The following is a 14366-nucleotide window of genomic DNA, read 5'->3' as shown; positions in this document are numbered from 1 at the left end:
CGTCGTCCCGGATCCGCGTGCGCCCCCGGGGGTGCTTGTCCAGGACGACACGGAGATTGCGGCCGCTTGCCGCGCATGTGATCGGGCGCGCTATCCACCCCCGGAATTAAACGCGACGCTGGCTGTTCTCCTTCATGAACTGATACAACAGAATCATGGCCGCAACCGCATCCACACGATTTTCCGATCTTTCCCGCGCCATCAGCGTACGCCAGGTGCGGCTGGTTTGCGGTGTCATCCTGTTCGCCTATGTGGTCAGCCATTTCCTCAACCATGCGCTCGGCAACATCTCGGTCGATGCCATGGAGATCGGGGTCTACTACCACATGCTGTTCTGGCAGTTCCTGCCGGTTGCGATCGTGTTCTACACGGCGGCGCTCACGCATATGGGGCTCGGCATCTACGCGTTGTATCAGCGCCGGCAGTTCCGTTGGCGGACGGTCGAGCCGCTGCAGCTCGTGCTGGGCTTGAGCATCCCCGCGCTGGTCATGGCGCATGTGATCGGGGTGCGGCTCGGTCAGACGCTTTACGGACACCAAAAACTCTATCCGCAGGAACTCTATCTGTTCTTCGTCGCGTCGAACCGTATCTGGACCATGACGATCCTGCTTCTCATCGCCTGGGTGCACGGCTGCATCGGCATCTATTTCTGGCTTCGCCTCAAACCGTTCTTCACGCGCGCGGCGCCCTATCTGCTCGCGGCTGCCGTGCTGATCCCGACGCTGTCGCTGCTGGGTGTCTACCAGGGTGGCCGCAGCGTCGAGGTCGAGGCCGACGACGGGGAATGGCGGACGCACAATCTCACGCGCCGCCAGCTGGGCACCACGGCAGAGGCCGCGATGCTCGACCGCATCACCGGCGGCCTCACCGCCGGCTATCTCGGACTGCTCGCTTTGGCGCTGCTGGCGCGTGGCGCGCGCGCCCTGTGCGAGCGGCGCGGCGGCATGATCGCGCTGTCCTACGGCAACGGCAAGACGGTGCGCGTCCCCAAGGGCCTCTCCGTGCTGGAAGCGAGCCTGCGCCACAATGTGCCGCATGCCAGCGTCTGCGGCGGCCGCGCCCGCTGCTCGACCTGCCGCATCCGCATCATCGGCGATCATGGCGCCCTGCCCGAGCCGTCGCAGCGCGAGGCGTTCGTGCTCACCCGTGTCGGCACCAGTGACCCCTCGATCAGGCTGGCCTGCCAGCTGCGGCCGACGTCGGATCTCTCCTTCTTCCAGCTCTTCACCGCGCATACGCTTTCGGCGAACACACAGGCCTCGACGCCTGCCAGAATCGGCCAGGAGCGCTATCTCGTCAGCCTGTTCGTGGATATGCGCGGCTCGACGCAGCTGGCCGAGAAGCGGCTGCCGTTCGACACCGTGTTCATCGTCAACCGCTTCCTCGGCGCCGTCTCGCAGGCTGTGATCGAGAATGGCGGCCAGCCGAACCAATTTGTCGGCGACGGCATGCTGGCGCTGTTCGGACTGAGCGCCGATCCGCAAACCGCCTGCCGGCAGGCGCTGAAGGCCGCCGCCGGCATCGCCAGGCATATCGATGAGCTCAACGAGCTCCTGTCCCACGATCTACGCCAGCCGATCCGCTTCGGCATCGGCATCCATGGCGGCGAGGTCATCATCGGTGACATCGGGTATCGCGATCACATCGTCTTCACGGCGCTGGGCGATGCTGTCAACGTCGCGGCCCGCCTCCAGGACATGACCAAGACGCTGGCCTGCGAAGCGATCGTCTCGGAGGAAGTCCGCCGGACCGCCGGCCTTGCCGACGATGCGCTGCCGCAGCAGGAGGTCGCGATCCGCGGCCGCGACGAACCGATGGCCGTGCGTGTGGTTGCGGACGCGAGGGAGCTGTCGGCGCTCGTCGATCCCGGCGAACGCGTCGCGGCGTAACACCGGCTTGCTGCAACGCAGCGGCATGGGCCTGCTGCGAAAGCACGAATTGACTTCATCTGAGTCGTTGCGACAGATGAGTGAGAGATCGCGGTGATGACCGTGATCCAACGAAAAGCTCCGGGAGGAGACCACATGTTCGATCGACGCGACCTGCTCAAAGGAGCGGGCCTTGCCGCTGTTGCGACTGCACTGAACTCGACCAAAGCGCTGGCACTCGACACCGTCGCCCTGCCCTTTGCCAATGGCGAACGGCCTTTGGTGAAATATCCGCAGAAGCGGCCGATGATCGGCCTGACCAGCCGCCCGCCGCAGCTCGAGACGCCGTTCGCGGTGTTCAACGACGGCCCGATCACGCCGAATAACGCGTTCTTCGTGCGCTATCACCTTTCCGACCTGCCCTACAGTCTCGACCCCGACAAGTTCACGCTCGAGGTCAAGGGCAAGGTCGACAAGCCGCTCAAGCTGTCGCTGAAGGATATAAGGAAGATGAAGGCGACCGAGATCGTCGCCGTCAACCAGTGCTCCGGCAACAGCCGCGGCTTCCTGGATCCGCGCGTGGCCGGCGGTCAGCTCGCCAACGGCGCGATGGGCAATGCGCGCTGGCGCGGCGTGCCGCTGAAGGCCGTGCTGGCGATGGCGGGCGTGCAGAGCGGCGCCAAGCAGGTCACCTTCAACGGCATGGACGGTCCGGTCAGCGACAAAACGCCCGATTTCGTCAAGGCGCTCGATATCGATCACGCCAACGACGGTGAGGTGATGCTGGCCTATGGCATGAACGGCGAAGACCTGCCGTTCCTCAACGGCTTTCCGCTGCGCCTGATCGTGCCCGGCTATTTCGGCACCTATTGGGTCAAGCACCTCAACGAGATCACCGTCGTCGACAATGTCTATGACGGGTTCTGGATGAAGTCGGCCTATCGCATTCCGGACACGCCGAACAATGCGGTCGAGCCGGGCACCGCGCCGAAGGCGACGATCCCGATCAACCGCTTCACCATCCGTTCCTTCATCACCAGCGTCCCGGACGGAGCCAAGCTGAAAGCAGGCGGCACGACGCTGCGCGGCATCGCCTTCGACGGCGGCAAGGGTATCAAGGAGGTCGCGGTCTCCACCGACGGCGGGAAGACCTGGACCAACGCCAGGCTCGGCAAGGATCTCGGCAAATACTCATTCCGTGAATGGACGCTGCCGGTGAAGCTCGCGGCGGGCTCCCACGAGCTCAAGGTGCGCGCCACCGGCAATGGCGGCGAAACCCAGCCGGATACGCCGCGCTGGAATCCGGCGGGTTACTTGCGCAACGTCGTCGAAACCGTCCGCGTTACCGTGGCTTGAGGGGAATGATCATGCAGCGCACCGTTTTCCTCGCCATCACGCTCGCCCTCGCCGCCGTGGTGGGTTCGGCACTTGCAGCACCGGTCAATTACAAGACCCCCGATGAGGTCGCGGCGTTCAAGCTCGGGCCCAATCTCGAAGTCGTGCAGGGCAATTGCAGCGCCTGCCACTCCGCCGACTACATCAACACGCAGCCGCCGATGAAGGACAAGAAAGGTTTCTGGCAGGCCGAGGTGACCAAGATGATCAAGGTCTATGGCGCCCCCATCGACGATGCCGATGTCAGCAAGATCGTCGATTATCTGGCCGCGACTTATTGACGGATGGCGCGCGGCGCGCCGACCAAGTGACCGCGAAAAGGGCAAATCCGGCAAAAACGCCGCGAAGTTGAGCGGAATTCGCCGAAATGCCGATGTGGTTTGAGCTACCAAGCCAGCCACATTCCGCGTATCGTATTAGGACCGAACCGGCCGGTTGGCGGGGACTGGCGGTTCGAGATCTCGGAGGAAGACCCGCGGAGAAGTCGTGATGGCTAAAGGTACGGTCAAGTGGTTCAACCCGACGAAGGGTTATGGATTTATCCAGCCTGCGTCGGGCGGCAAGGATGTGTTCGTGCATATCTCGGCAGTGCAGAAAGCCGGTCTGTCGTCCCTGAACGAAGGACAGACGGTTGAATATGAAGAGATCGCAAACCGAGGCAAAAGCTCCGCAGAGAACCTCAAAGTATAAGCCCGCCGGCTTTTGCTAACTCCCGGATCGATCCGGGAGCCGGGCCAAGAAATTTTAGAAACGGTCAGTGCACTCGACGACAGGCGTTGCGATTGCACAGGGAGAACTATTTGCCCGCGAAGACCGCCCATTGGACGCCACAGCAATGACAATCGCGACGGCACTTCGTTAGTCCACCGGCAATGGTGCGTCGCGCTTGATCTCCTCCATCACCGCATAGGTTCGCGTTTCGCGCACGCCGGGCATCGACAGCAAGGTCTCGCCGAGGAAGCGCCGATACGCAGCCATGTCTGCCAGCCGCGCCTTCACAAGATAGTCGAAGCCGCCGGCGACCATGTGACACTCCAGCACCTCGGGCGCCAGCTTCACCGCGCGGGCAAAACGCTCGAAATTGTCGGGCGTGGTCTTGTCGAGCAGCACTTCGACAAACACCAGGAGGCCGAGGCCGAGCCGGTGCGGGTTTAGCCGCGCGCCATAGCCCTCGATAAAGCCCTCTCGCTGCAAACGCTTCAGCCGTTCGCCGATCGAGGTCGGCGACAGCCCAATGCGCTCCGCGAGCTCGACATTGGCGATTCGCCCGTCCTGCTGCAAAATCGAGAGGATCTTCCGGTCGGTTCGATCTAATTCCATATTCCGTAAGGTCAAATGACTGGGCGACTTCATTTTCTAAGCCGAATGAGCTAAATTGTCTATCGAGCTAAGGTAGCGTGAGCATTATCCTGAATTGAAGCCACAGGACACGCCATGCCGAACATTCCGCCTCCCTTCTCCGCCGCCTACGCGCCCGATGACGCCGATATCGCCGCGCGCCTTTTGCCATCTGTGCATCTCGGCCCGCCGCAGGAGGCGCGGATCGATCGCACCGCGACGCGGCTGATCGAAGCCATCCGCAAGCGCGACGACCGGCTTGGTGGAGTCGAGGATATGCTGCGGGAATTTGCGCTCTCGACCAAGGAAGGGCTGGCCTTGATGGTGCTGGCCGAGGCCCTGTTGCGCGTGCCGGACGCGCGCACCGCCGACCAGTTCATCGAGGACAAGCTCGGCGAGGGCGACTTCATCCACCACGAGACCAAGTCCACCGCCTTCCTGGTCAACGCCTCGGCCTGGGCATTGGGCCTCTCGGCGCGGGTGATCCAGCCCGGCGAGACGCCCGATGGCACCATCGGCCGGCTGGTGAAGCGGCTGGGCGCACCCGCCGTGCGCACCGCCACGCGCCAGGCGATGCGGCTGATGGGAAATCATTTCGTGCTGGGGGAGACCATCGCGCAGGCCTTGGAGCGGGCCCGGCCGCGCTCCGGCGAGAGGCAGCGCTATTCCTTCGACATGCTCGGCGAAGGCGCCCGCACCGCCACCGACGCAAGGCGATATTTCGACGCCTATGCCAGCGCGATTCTGACTATCGGCAAGGCGGCGGGCAGCCATCCCCTGCCCGATCGGCCCGGCATCTCCGTCAAGCTGTCGGCGCTGCATCCGCGCTTCGAGGCAATCAGCCGCGACGGTGTGATGGCCGAGCTGGTGCCGCAACTGCTGGACCTGGCGCAGCGCGCCAAGGTCCATGATCTCAACTTCACCGTCGACGCCGAGGAAGCCGACCGGCTGGAATTGTCCCTCGACGTGATTGCGGCAACGCTCGCCGATCCCTCGCTTGCCGGTTGGGACGGATTTGGCCTCGCGATCCAGGCCTATCAGAAGCGCGCCGGCGACGTGATCGACTATGTCGATGCGCTCGCCCGGGCGCACGACCGCAAGCTGATGGTGCGGCTGGTCAAGGGCGCCTATTGGGACACCGAGATCAAGCGCGCGCAGGAGCGCGGGCTCGACGGCTATCCCGTGTTCACCCGCAAGGCGATGACGGATCTGAACTACGTCGCCTGCGCTCAAAAGCTGTTGAGTCTGCGGCCACGCATCTTCCCGCAATTCGCCACCCATAACGCGCTGAGCGTCGCGACCGTGCTGGAGCTTGCCGGTGCGAACGGCGGCTTCGAATTCCAGCGCCTGCACGGCATGGGCGAGGCGCTCTACGAGCAGCTCGCCAAGGATCACCCGGACATCGCCTACCGCACCTACGCCCCGGTCGGCAGCCATCGCGACCTGCTCGCCTATCTGGTGCGGCGACTGTTGGAGAACGGCGCCAACTCCTCCTTCGTGGCGCAAGCGTCCGATTATCGCGTGCCGGTTACGGCGCTGTTGCAGCGCCCGGCGGATGCCATCGTCCGGCCGCAGCACGCGGCCCATCCCAAGATTCCGTTGCCGGGCGACCTGTTCGCGCCCGAGCGGCGCAATTCGCGCGGCGTCGAATTCGGCGCGCGCGCCGCGCTCGACCGGTTGCTGACGGAGGTCAAAGCCGAGACGATCGACCTCAAGCCGATCGCGGACGCAACGCCGGATCAGGCCAATGCGGCAGTGGCTGCGGCGCGCGCCGGCTTTGCCGCCTGGAGCCGGACACCCGCAGCCACGCGCGCGGCGGCGCTGGAGCAGGCCGCGCATCTTCTGGAGAACCGCGCGCCCCATTTCATAGCGCTGCTGCAACGCGAGGGCGGCAAGACGCTCGACGATGCGCTGTCGGAGCTGCGCGAGGCCACCGACTTCTGCCGCTATTATGCCGCGCAGGGTCGCAAGCTGTTCGGCAACGATGTGGCGATGCCGGGCCCGACCGGCGAGAGCAATGCGCTGGCCATGCGCGGCCGCGGCGTCTTCGTGGCAATCTCGCCATGGAATTTTCCGCTGGCGATCTTCCTCGGCCAGGTCACGGCGGCGCTGATGGCCGGCAACAGCGTGGTGGCCAAGCCCGCAGAGCAGACCCCGCGCATCGCGGTCGAGGCGGTGCGGCTGCTGCACGAGGCCGGCATCCCCGCAAGCGCATTGCACCTCGTCACTGGCGACGGCCGCATCGGCGCCGCACTGGCCGCGCACCCCGATATCGGTGGAATCGTCTTCACCGGATCGACCGAGGTCGCGCGCAGCATCAACCGGGCGCTGGCAGCCAAGGACGGGCCGATCGTGCCGCTGATCGCGGAGACCGGCGGCATCAACACCATGATCGCGGATGCGACCGCGTTGCCAGAGCAGGTCGCGGACGACGTCGTCACCTCGGCGTTTCGTTCCGCCGGCCAGCGCTGCTCGGCGCTGCGGCTGCTGTTCGTGCAGGAGGACGTAGCCGACCGCATGATCGAGATGATCGCGGGCGCGGCGCGCGAGTTGAAGATCGGCGATCCAAGCGACGTCGCGACCCATATCGGGCCGGTGATCGATGTCGAGGCCAAGCAGCGCCTCGATGCGCACATCGCACGCATGAAGAGAGAGGCGCGGCTGCACTTTGCCGGCACCGCGCCGGAGGGCTGCTTCGTGGCGCCGCACATCTTCGAGCTTGGGGATGCCGGCCAGCTCACCGAGGAGGTGTTCGGCCCGATCCTCCACGTCGTGCGCTATCGTGCGGAAAATCTCGAACGCGTCCTGCAAGCGATCGAGCGCACCGGCTACGGGCTGACGCTCGGCATCCACTCCCGCATTGACGATACGATCGAGGCGATCGTCGACCGCGTCCAGATCGGCAACATCTACGTCAACCGCAACATGATCGGTGCCGTGGTTGGCGTGCAGCCGTTCGGCGGCAACGGCCTGTCCGGAACCGGCCCGAAAGCCGGCGGCCCGCACTACCTCGCGCGCTTTGCGACCGAGCAGACCGTGACGATCAACACCGCAGCAGCCGGCGGCAATGCTGCCCTGCTCGCAGGGGATGAGTGAGGCGCGGCGAGGAGCGTTGCATCCCGCCGAAACATCGGTCTAATGCTGCCGTGACGTGGCCCTCGCCAATTCCAGCGCGCGGGATACAACACGAGTGAGGGAGCAACGCCGCAATGGAAAAGGGCATTTTTGCAGGGCTCAAGGTGCTGGATTGCGCGAGTTTCATCGCAGCACCAGCGGCCGCGACCGTGCTGTCGGATTTCGGCGCCGATGTCGTCAAGATCGAGCCGCCCGGCGCCGGCGATCCCTACCGCAATCTGCCCAACATTCCGGGCTATCCGACCAGCGAGCACAATTTCGCCTGGCTGCTGGAGGCCCGCAACAAGAAGAGCATCGCGCTCGACCTCGCAAAGCCCGAGGCGCAGGCCGTGCTCTACAAGCTGGTCGAAGAGGCCGACGTCTTCATCACCAACATGCCGCCGCCGGTGCGCACCAAGCTCGGCATCACCTATGACCATCTCGCCCATCTCAATGATCGCCTGATCTACGCCTCGTTCACCGGTTATGGCGAGAAAGGCGAAGAGGCCAACAAGCCCGGCTTCGACAGCAACGCCTATTGGGCGCGCTCCGGCCTGATGGACCTCGTCCGCGCCGACACCGACACGACGCCAGCCCGCTCGGTCGCCGGCATGGGCGACCATCCCTGCGCCATGGCATTCTACGGCGCGATCGTCACCGCGCTGTACCAGCGCGAGAAGACCGGCAAGGGCTCGCACGTCGCCTCCAATCTGATGGCGAACGGCGTGTGGGCTGCGAGCGTGCTGGCGCAGGCAAAGCTCTGCGGCGCAAAATTCGCCGAGCGGCGGCCGCGCGAACGCGCATTGAACGCGGTCGCCAACCACTACCAGTGCAAGGACGGCCGCTGGCTGATCCTGTCGCTGCTGAGCGAGGAGAAACAGTTTCCAACGCTGGCCAGGTGTCTCGGCCGCGAAGATCTCATCACCGACCCGCGCTTTGCCACCAAACCCGACCGCCACGCGCGCTCCGTCGAGCTGATCAAGATCTTTGACGAGACCTTCGCGACCAGGGATCTCGCCGAATGGCGCAAGATCCTCGACGGCAACGGACTGGTGTTTGGCATTGTCGGCATTTTGGACGACATCCCGAACGACAAGCAGATGCTCGATAACGAGGTGCTAGTGCCGTTCGAGAACGACACCATGCTCACCATCTCCAGCCCGATCTGGATCGACGGCGCCAAGAAAGTGCAGCCGCGCAAGCCGCCCGGCGTCGGCGAGCACAGTGACGAAATTTTGCGTGGCGCGGGATACGACGACGCCGCGATCAAGCAGCTGCGGTCGCAGGGGGCTGTGGGGTAAGGAGACGACAGCGGTCATACATCCACGCTGTCGTCCCGGCGAAGGCCGGGACCCATATCCCAGAGAGGAAGTTGTCGGACGAAGCTGATAACTCCAAATCTTCGCCAAACTGCGTTCGGTGGTTATGGGTCCCGGCCTTCGCCGGGACGACGACGTAGATCGCTTCAACAATCACAGTCATCGCGAGGTCCCATGCCCAGCTACCGCCTGCACTACTTCCCCGAATCCGGCAACAGCTACAAGCTGGCGCTGATGCTGACACTTTGCGGCGAGAGGTTCGAGCCGGTCTGGACCGATTTTGGCGGCGGCGTTACCCGCACGCCGGAATGGCGCAAGAGCGTGAACGAGATGGGCGAGATTCCCGTGCTCGAGGTCGACGGTGTGAAGATGACGCAGACCGCGCCTCTCCTGCTCAAGCTTGCCGAGCAGTACGGGCGTTTCGGTGCCGAGACCGAGGAGGAAAAGTTCGAGCTGCTGCGCTGGCTGTTCTGGGACAACCACAAGCTCACCGGCTACATGGCGACCTACCGCTTCATGCGCGCCTTCACGCAAAGCAACGATCCGCAGGTGCTGAAACATTTTCGCAGGCGGCTCGAAGACTTTCTCGGCATTCTCGACGGTCATCTCCAGCACAACGAATTCGCGATCGGAACCAGGCCGACCGTCGCCGATATCTCGATGATGGCCTATCTGCACTATCCGAGCGACGAGCACGGCTTCGACTTCGCGGAAAGCTATCCCGCCATTCACGCCTGGCTTGGCCGCATGGCCGCGCTGCCCGGCTGGAGGCCGGCCTACGAGCTGCTGCCCGGCAAGCGGATGACGAATTACGCGAAGTGAGGGCGCCGACTACTTCAGCGCCAGCCAGCCGAGCGTGAACAGGATTCCGCCGATGATGACGACGACCGCGACCGCCCAGGTGCTGACGCGGATGCTGCCGGTAACCTGCTTGGCCTCTTCATTCTGCGCGATCTCGCGATTGCGCTCCTTGTTGGCTTCGCTGGAGTCCGTCATGGGTCATCCAAACCGGTTCGAGACAGCCTAACGCGTCTTGATGAAGCACATGCCGATGCGGCGCGAAGCCGCGGCAGCCTGACAGGTCAATCCTTTAGCACAGCTCCATGACGTAAAACTCCTGTCGGTCGATCGCGATCCCGCATTTTCCAGGGAACAATGCGCGCCCCAGCCGTCCTGATATTCGGTCCCCGCCAGCTCAGTGCTGCCGCGGGTCTGCGGCCGGCTGGCAAATCCACGTGAGAAATCAGGACGTTTGCCTGCGGCCATCGCGGTCAGGATGTCACGGCGGCGGACCTGGTCGCCAAGAAAATGCGGCGAGGCCGGCACGATGGTCGAGTTGGACGGCTTGTCCGCAAGCCAATCAACGCCCGGGAAGTGAAAGCCGCCGATGCCGCGGGTCTGGTGGCAGCCGGCGCAGGTGACGTCATTGAGGCGGCGCTGGAAGCCCGCGACCGAGCGGACGTTCTGCATGTCCCCGCGCGCGGCAGCTTGCTTCAACGCACCAACCACGTCGTTGTCGGAGAAGACCGGCTCGCCCTGTCCCTCTCCGTTGCCCTCCCCTTGCACCATCCCGAACTCCGGCTGCAACGGAGAAGCATCGAGGCCGGCTGGCGTCGGCACGATTGCAGCCTTGGCCAGGAATTTCTCGGGGATCAGCACCGTACCGCGATCGAAGTCGCGAAGATGATCGGGCGCGAGCAGCCAATCCCTGAAGTCGCGCCGGAGATCATTGTCAGCGAGAATGCGGTCGCGGTCGATCTGGTTCTCCAGCGTCGATTCCTCGAACGTCTTCGAGGCGGCGTCGTACTTGAACACCTTGAGCAGATAGTCGGAGCGGAAATCGTGCAGCGCCGATTTCGCCGCAACTGAGATCTGAATGTTGGTCTCGATGCGATCGAGCATCGCATCGTAAGGGAAGAAGTCGCTGCCGATCAGCCCCTGCCAGTCGCCATTGCCGAGCCAGCGTCGCGCGACCTCGGCGCAGGTGATCGGCTTGCCGTTCCCGTCCATCTGGCGCACATCGCGCGCCTTCATCACCAGATTGAGCGTCATCGGCAGCCGCGTGGCTGTCCTGCCGCCATCCGGTTTGGTCTCGAAACGCACAAGACGATAGATCAGCCTGATCTCGCCGCAGGAGTCTTCCGAGACATAGGCCCGGTCCATGCGGTTGACAATGCCGGCCAGCACGAAACGGGTGTCGCGGGATTTCAGATTGGCGCGATCGAACAATTGTACGTCGAAGCCCTCGCCGATGCCGATGGTCTCGGTCGGATATGCCGCCTTCTGCTGGGCGACGTAGCGATCGATCTCCGCCTCGATCGCGGGAGGAATCTCCTTGAGCTGCGACAACCACGAAAACATCAGATCGGTCGTCAGCGGAAAGTTCGCGTTCCGCTCCGGCCACAACAGGCGCGAGATCGTGAGCGCATCGTGCTGGTCGAGCTCGCGCAGGAGATCGGGATCGGTGATCGCCGTGCCGCGTGCCAGTTGCGCGTTCTCCGCGGCCAACAACGACACGATGCCGCCGAAAAATACGGCGGCGGCAACGAGAATTCGCAAGGCGCGGCTCATGCCTCAGGTAACACCGCGCAGGGACGGCTATTCAAGCAAAAAGGCGCTTCACATCGTGGTGAAGCGCCTTTTCGGAAATCGGATATGGGCCGCTCAGCGCGCGACGATCAGCCCCTTGCTGGTGACGACCACCCAGCGGCCGTCCTGACGGCGGATCGCGTCGACACGGCCAACCCCTGGGATGGGGTCACCGGCATACACCTCGTAGAGGCCACCGCGGCCCTCGACCAGTGCGCCGCCGTTGGAGACGTCGCGCAGCACCCAGCCTTCGACCGTCGGCAACCGGCCGACCTCGGTCTTGGGTGCGACGGGAGCCGGCGCAGCTGCGGCGGTTGCAACCTGGGTCGGTGCGATCGAACCAGTGGTCTCCTTGGCGGGCACGGCGGCTGCGGCCTGGACGGGCGCCGCGGGCGGGGTGGCGCGGAGCTTGTCGACCGTCTCGGACAGCTTTGCGATCTTGGCCATTGGCTCGGCCTGCGCCTTCTCGAGCTTGTCGAGGCGGTCGTTGGTCCGGTTGAACTGGCCGAGGCCGGTCTTGGAGGTATGCTCGACGTTGGCTTTGAGCGCGACGACATCGGCATCAATCCGGGCGACCGAGGATTCCAGCGCGCTGGTGTCGGCAACCTGTGCCGGCGCGGAGCTTGCGAAGTGCATCATCCCTGCGGTCGCGAGCGCGCCGCTGATGGCGCCGACACTGGCTGCAATCGCCACTACCGCGGCCATCGCCGACAGGCGGCGCGTGCCGCCGCTCTCGCGCGGCTCGTCCGCCTTCACATGCGGCGCAAACTCCTCACGGTCCCAGGACCGCTCTGCGGGTGCCATGACGATGAGCTTGCCGGGCTTTGGCTCGGACTTGGTCTCGGCTTTGGGCTCAACCTGGGCCTCGAACTTCGGCACCTCGATCCGCGGCGGCTCAATCTCGATCGGATCAGGCTTGGGCGGCGCCTCGTGGTCAGGGGCAATCGAAGGGGCCTCGATTCCCGCAGACTCGACGGCCTGCGGCGCGGTCGCGGCGGCTTCGACGACGCTCGTCTGCTCACCGGTCGTTTGGGCAGCCTGCTCAGCCATTGGTTCGCTCACAGCTCAAATACTCCACTCTGGATTGACCTTTTGGTAACTTTCATTGCTTGCGAAATCCTTACTTCGGGACCCGCTTACCGAAATTTTAGGGAGTCATCCGGGGCCGAATTGGGCCGGGAACGTGGAACCGGTGTGGCGGGTATGAAGCAATTTGTAACCGGGCGAAGATGAACGGCCGCGCAACGGACAGGGTCTGCCGCCCCCACGTGGTCAACGACGGGCGTGGATGACGCCCGCTCTGTCCACATCACTGTTCGTCACATCAGCACCGGTGCATCCGGCAGCTCGTTGGGGTGCAGGCCGCTTGGCGGAAAGTGCTTTGCCAGCTCCCGGGACACCGCCTCGATGCCGCCGATCACGCCGCGCTCGAACTGCCCCGACCTGAACTCGACTTCCATGGCGCGGCAGATGCTCTCCCAACGCTCGCCACCAACCTTCGCATCGATACCGCGGTCGGCGATGATCTCGACATCGCGGTCGGCGAGCAGGAGATAGATCAGGACACCATTGTTGTGCGCGGTGTCCCAGATGCGCAGTTGCGAGAACACGTCGAGCGCGCGCTCGCGCGCCGGCTGGTTGCGAAACAGCGGGCCGCCGTCGAGCGCGCCTTCCACCACGAAGCGGAGCTGGCCGGAATGGCTGGCTTCGCCGCGCTTGATCGCCTGCTCGATGCGGTCGAGCACGCCCTTCGGGAACACCTGCTTGGCACGCCAATGGTGCTGGAGCAGATGCCGGGTGATGCGCCTGATGCTCATGACCTACCAGCTCCCCGAGGCGCCGCCGCCGCCAAAACTGCCGCCACCACCGCTGAAGCCGCCGCTCGACGACGACCCGCTGCTCCAGCCGCCGGATGACGAGCCGCTCGACCACGAGCCACGACGCGAGGACCCCGTGCCCGATCCCGCCCCAAACAGATCGGCGATAAACGTCAGGACAGCGCCGAGCACACCGACGCCCAGTCCGATGATCGCTGAGCCGATCACGAACCAGGCGAGGACACCAACGATCGCTCCCGTTATTCCCGAACCGAACAGCCGCCCGAACATGGAGCGCAGGATGCCTCCGATCACCAGCGGGCCGAACAGCAGGAAGTAGAAAAGCGGCTCGACGTCGTTCCAATCGCCGAAATTCACGCTGCGCGAGGGCGTCGGCAGCGGCTCGCCGTCGATGACGCGGATCATGCGGTCGACGCCCGCCGTGATGCCGCCGGCGAAATCGCCGCTCCTGAATTTCGGCGTGATGGCTTCATCGATGATGCGCCGCGACGTGACGTCGGTGAGCGCGCCCTCGAGGCCGTAACCGACCTCGATGCGCAAATGCCGGTCGTTCTTGGCCACAACGAGGATGGCGCCGTCGTCGACCTTCTTGCGTCCGATCTTCCAGGCCTCCGCGACGCGGATCGCGAATTGCTCGATGGTCTCCGGGTCCGTCGTCGGCACGATCAGGACGGCGATCTGGCTGCCCTTGCGCATCTCGAAGTCCTGCAGCTTTTGCGACAGCGCGGCGATGTCGCCGCTGGAGAGCGTGCCGGTCTGATCGACCACGCGGCCGGTCAGTTGCGGCACGGCGACATCGGCTGAGGCGGGGAGCGCAAAGGTGAACAGGAGCGCGAAGACGAGGACGAATGCTGAGAAGCCCAAAACGGCACGCCACAACATCGTTGTCATCGCCCGCGAAGGCG

General features: G+C 64.5%; 13 protein-coding genes. 7 read left to right on the top strand and 6 right to left on the bottom strand.

Features of this window, described 5'->3' with window-relative positions:
* The first annotated feature begins 155 nt into the window (after positions 1-155).
* From ACIPUD_RS27775 to ACIPUD_RS27760, 4 genes are all read left to right on the top strand, one after another.
* On the top strand, positions 156-1889 hold the full coding sequence (locus ACIPUD_RS27775; RefSeq protein ID WP_018453676.1) for an adenylate/guanylate cyclase domain-containing protein: 1734 nt from the start codon (positions 156-158) through the stop codon (positions 1887-1889).
* 135 nt (positions 1890-2024) lie between these two features.
* Positions 2025-3224: a SorA family sulfite dehydrogenase catalytic subunit gene (gene sorA / locus ACIPUD_RS27770; RefSeq protein WP_018453675.1), complete on the top strand. Its 1200-nt coding sequence runs from the start codon at positions 2025-2027 to the stop codon at positions 3222-3224.
* An 11-nt stretch (positions 3225-3235) separates the two neighbouring features.
* Positions 3236-3544 carry a SorB family sulfite dehydrogenase c-type cytochrome subunit gene (sorB, locus tag ACIPUD_RS27765; RefSeq protein ID WP_026232570.1) on the top strand — a complete coding sequence of 103 codons (309 nt, stop codon included), beginning with the start codon at positions 3236-3238 and terminating at the stop codon, positions 3542-3544.
* A gap of 208 nt (positions 3545-3752) precedes the next feature.
* Positions 3753-3953, top strand: coding sequence for a cold-shock protein (locus ACIPUD_RS27760; protein WP_007596519.1), 201 nt, complete (start codon positions 3753-3755; stop codon positions 3951-3953).
* A gap of 168 nt (positions 3954-4121) precedes the next feature.
* Here the strand turns inward: ACIPUD_RS27760 and ACIPUD_RS27755 are convergent, their stop codons facing one another.
* Entirely contained in the window at positions 4122-4583 is a 462-nt protein-coding gene (locus tag ACIPUD_RS27755; protein ID WP_018453673.1) for an Lrp/AsnC ligand binding domain-containing protein, read from the bottom strand.
* A gap of 114 nt (positions 4584-4697) precedes the next feature.
* Here ACIPUD_RS27755 and putA point away from each other — a divergent pair, with 114 nt between their 5' ends.
* From putA to ACIPUD_RS27740, 3 genes are all read left to right on the top strand, one after another.
* Complete coding sequence (putA, locus tag ACIPUD_RS27750) at positions 4698-7697, top strand: bifunctional proline dehydrogenase/L-glutamate gamma-semialdehyde dehydrogenase PutA (RefSeq protein WP_018453672.1); 3000 nt, start codon at positions 4698-4700, stop codon at positions 7695-7697.
* Positions 7698-7810: 113 nt separating this feature from the next.
* Positions 7811-9016: a CaiB/BaiF CoA transferase family protein gene (locus tag ACIPUD_RS27745; protein WP_085349570.1), complete on the top strand. Its 1206-nt coding sequence runs from the start codon at positions 7811-7813 to the stop codon at positions 9014-9016.
* Between the two features lie 192 nt (positions 9017-9208).
* On the top strand, positions 9209-9856 hold the full coding sequence (locus ACIPUD_RS27740) for a glutathione S-transferase family protein (RefSeq protein ID WP_446481900.1): 648 nt from the start codon (positions 9209-9211) through the stop codon (positions 9854-9856).
* A gap of 9 nt (positions 9857-9865) precedes the next feature.
* Here ACIPUD_RS27740 and ACIPUD_RS27735 read toward each other — a convergent pair whose 3' ends face one another.
* From ACIPUD_RS27735 to ACIPUD_RS27715, 5 genes are all read right to left on the bottom strand, one after another.
* Positions 9866-10030: a hypothetical protein gene (locus ACIPUD_RS27735; protein WP_007596528.1), complete on the bottom strand. Its 165-nt coding sequence runs from the start codon at positions 10028-10030 to the stop codon at positions 9866-9868.
* 27 nt (positions 10031-10057) lie between these two features.
* On the bottom strand, positions 10058-11605 hold the full coding sequence (locus ACIPUD_RS27730) for a hypothetical protein (protein ID WP_446481899.1): 1548 nt from the start codon (positions 11603-11605) through the stop codon (positions 10058-10060).
* 93 nt (positions 11606-11698) lie between these two features.
* Positions 11699-12673: a hypothetical protein gene (locus ACIPUD_RS27725; RefSeq protein ID WP_166517553.1), complete on the bottom strand. Its 975-nt coding sequence runs from the start codon at positions 12671-12673 to the stop codon at positions 11699-11701.
* A gap of 269 nt (positions 12674-12942) precedes the next feature.
* A complete protein-coding gene (locus ACIPUD_RS27720) occupies positions 12943-13440 on the bottom strand; it encodes a TPM domain-containing protein (RefSeq protein ID WP_446481898.1) in 498 nt (165 codons plus the stop codon).
* Between the two features lie 3 nt (positions 13441-13443).
* Complete coding sequence (locus ACIPUD_RS27715; RefSeq protein WP_018453666.1) at positions 13444-14352, bottom strand: TPM domain-containing protein; 909 nt, start codon at positions 14350-14352, stop codon at positions 13444-13446.
* Positions 14353-14366: the final 14 nt, after the last annotated feature.

This window comes from Bradyrhizobium sp. CAR08 (assembly GCF_052871955.1).
The sequence above is the reverse complement of the archived record's forward strand: the minus strand, read 5'-3'. Positions and strand labels throughout refer to the sequence as shown.

What these genes read in the sequence shown, in the direction of transcription:
- ACIPUD_RS27775 (WP_018453676.1), top strand. Translation starts at nt 156, where the DNA reads ATGGCCGCAACCGCATCCACACGATTTTCCGATCTTTCCCGCGCCATC.
- sorA (WP_018453675.1), top strand. Translation starts at nt 2,025, where the DNA reads ATGTTCGATCGACGCGACCTGCTCAAAGGAGCGGGCCTTGCCGCTGTT.
- sorB (WP_026232570.1), top strand. Translation starts at nt 3,236, where the DNA reads ATGCAGCGCACCGTTTTCCTCGCCATCACGCTCGCCCTCGCCGCCGTG.
- ACIPUD_RS27760 (WP_007596519.1), top strand. Translation starts at nt 3,753, where the DNA reads ATGGCTAAAGGTACGGTCAAGTGGTTCAACCCGACGAAGGGTTATGGA.
- ACIPUD_RS27755 (WP_018453673.1), bottom strand. Translation starts at nt 4,583, where the DNA reads ATGGAATTAGATCGAACCGACCGGAAGATCCTCTCGATTTTGCAGCAG.
- putA (WP_018453672.1), top strand. Translation starts at nt 4,698, where the DNA reads ATGCCGAACATTCCGCCTCCCTTCTCCGCCGCCTACGCGCCCGATGAC.
- ACIPUD_RS27745 (WP_085349570.1), top strand. Translation starts at nt 7,811, where the DNA reads ATGGAAAAGGGCATTTTTGCAGGGCTCAAGGTGCTGGATTGCGCGAGT.
- ACIPUD_RS27740 (WP_446481900.1), top strand. Translation starts at nt 9,209, where the DNA reads ATGCCCAGCTACCGCCTGCACTACTTCCCCGAATCCGGCAACAGCTAC.
- ACIPUD_RS27735 (WP_007596528.1), bottom strand. Translation starts at nt 10,030, where the DNA reads ATGACGGACTCCAGCGAAGCCAACAAGGAGCGCAATCGCGAGATCGCG.
- ACIPUD_RS27730 (WP_446481899.1), bottom strand. Translation starts at nt 11,605, where the DNA reads ATGAGCCGCGCCTTGCGAATTCTCGTTGCCGCCGCCGTATTTTTCGGC.
- ACIPUD_RS27725 (WP_166517553.1), bottom strand. Translation starts at nt 12,673, where the DNA reads ATGGCTGAGCAGGCTGCCCAAACGACCGGTGAGCAGACGAGCGTCGTC.
- ACIPUD_RS27720 (WP_446481898.1), bottom strand. Translation starts at nt 13,440, where the DNA reads ATGAGCATCAGGCGCATCACCCGGCATCTGCTCCAGCACCATTGGCGT.
- ACIPUD_RS27715 (WP_018453666.1), bottom strand. Translation starts at nt 14,352, where the DNA reads ATGACAACGATGTTGTGGCGTGCCGTTTTGGGCTTCTCAGCATTCGTC.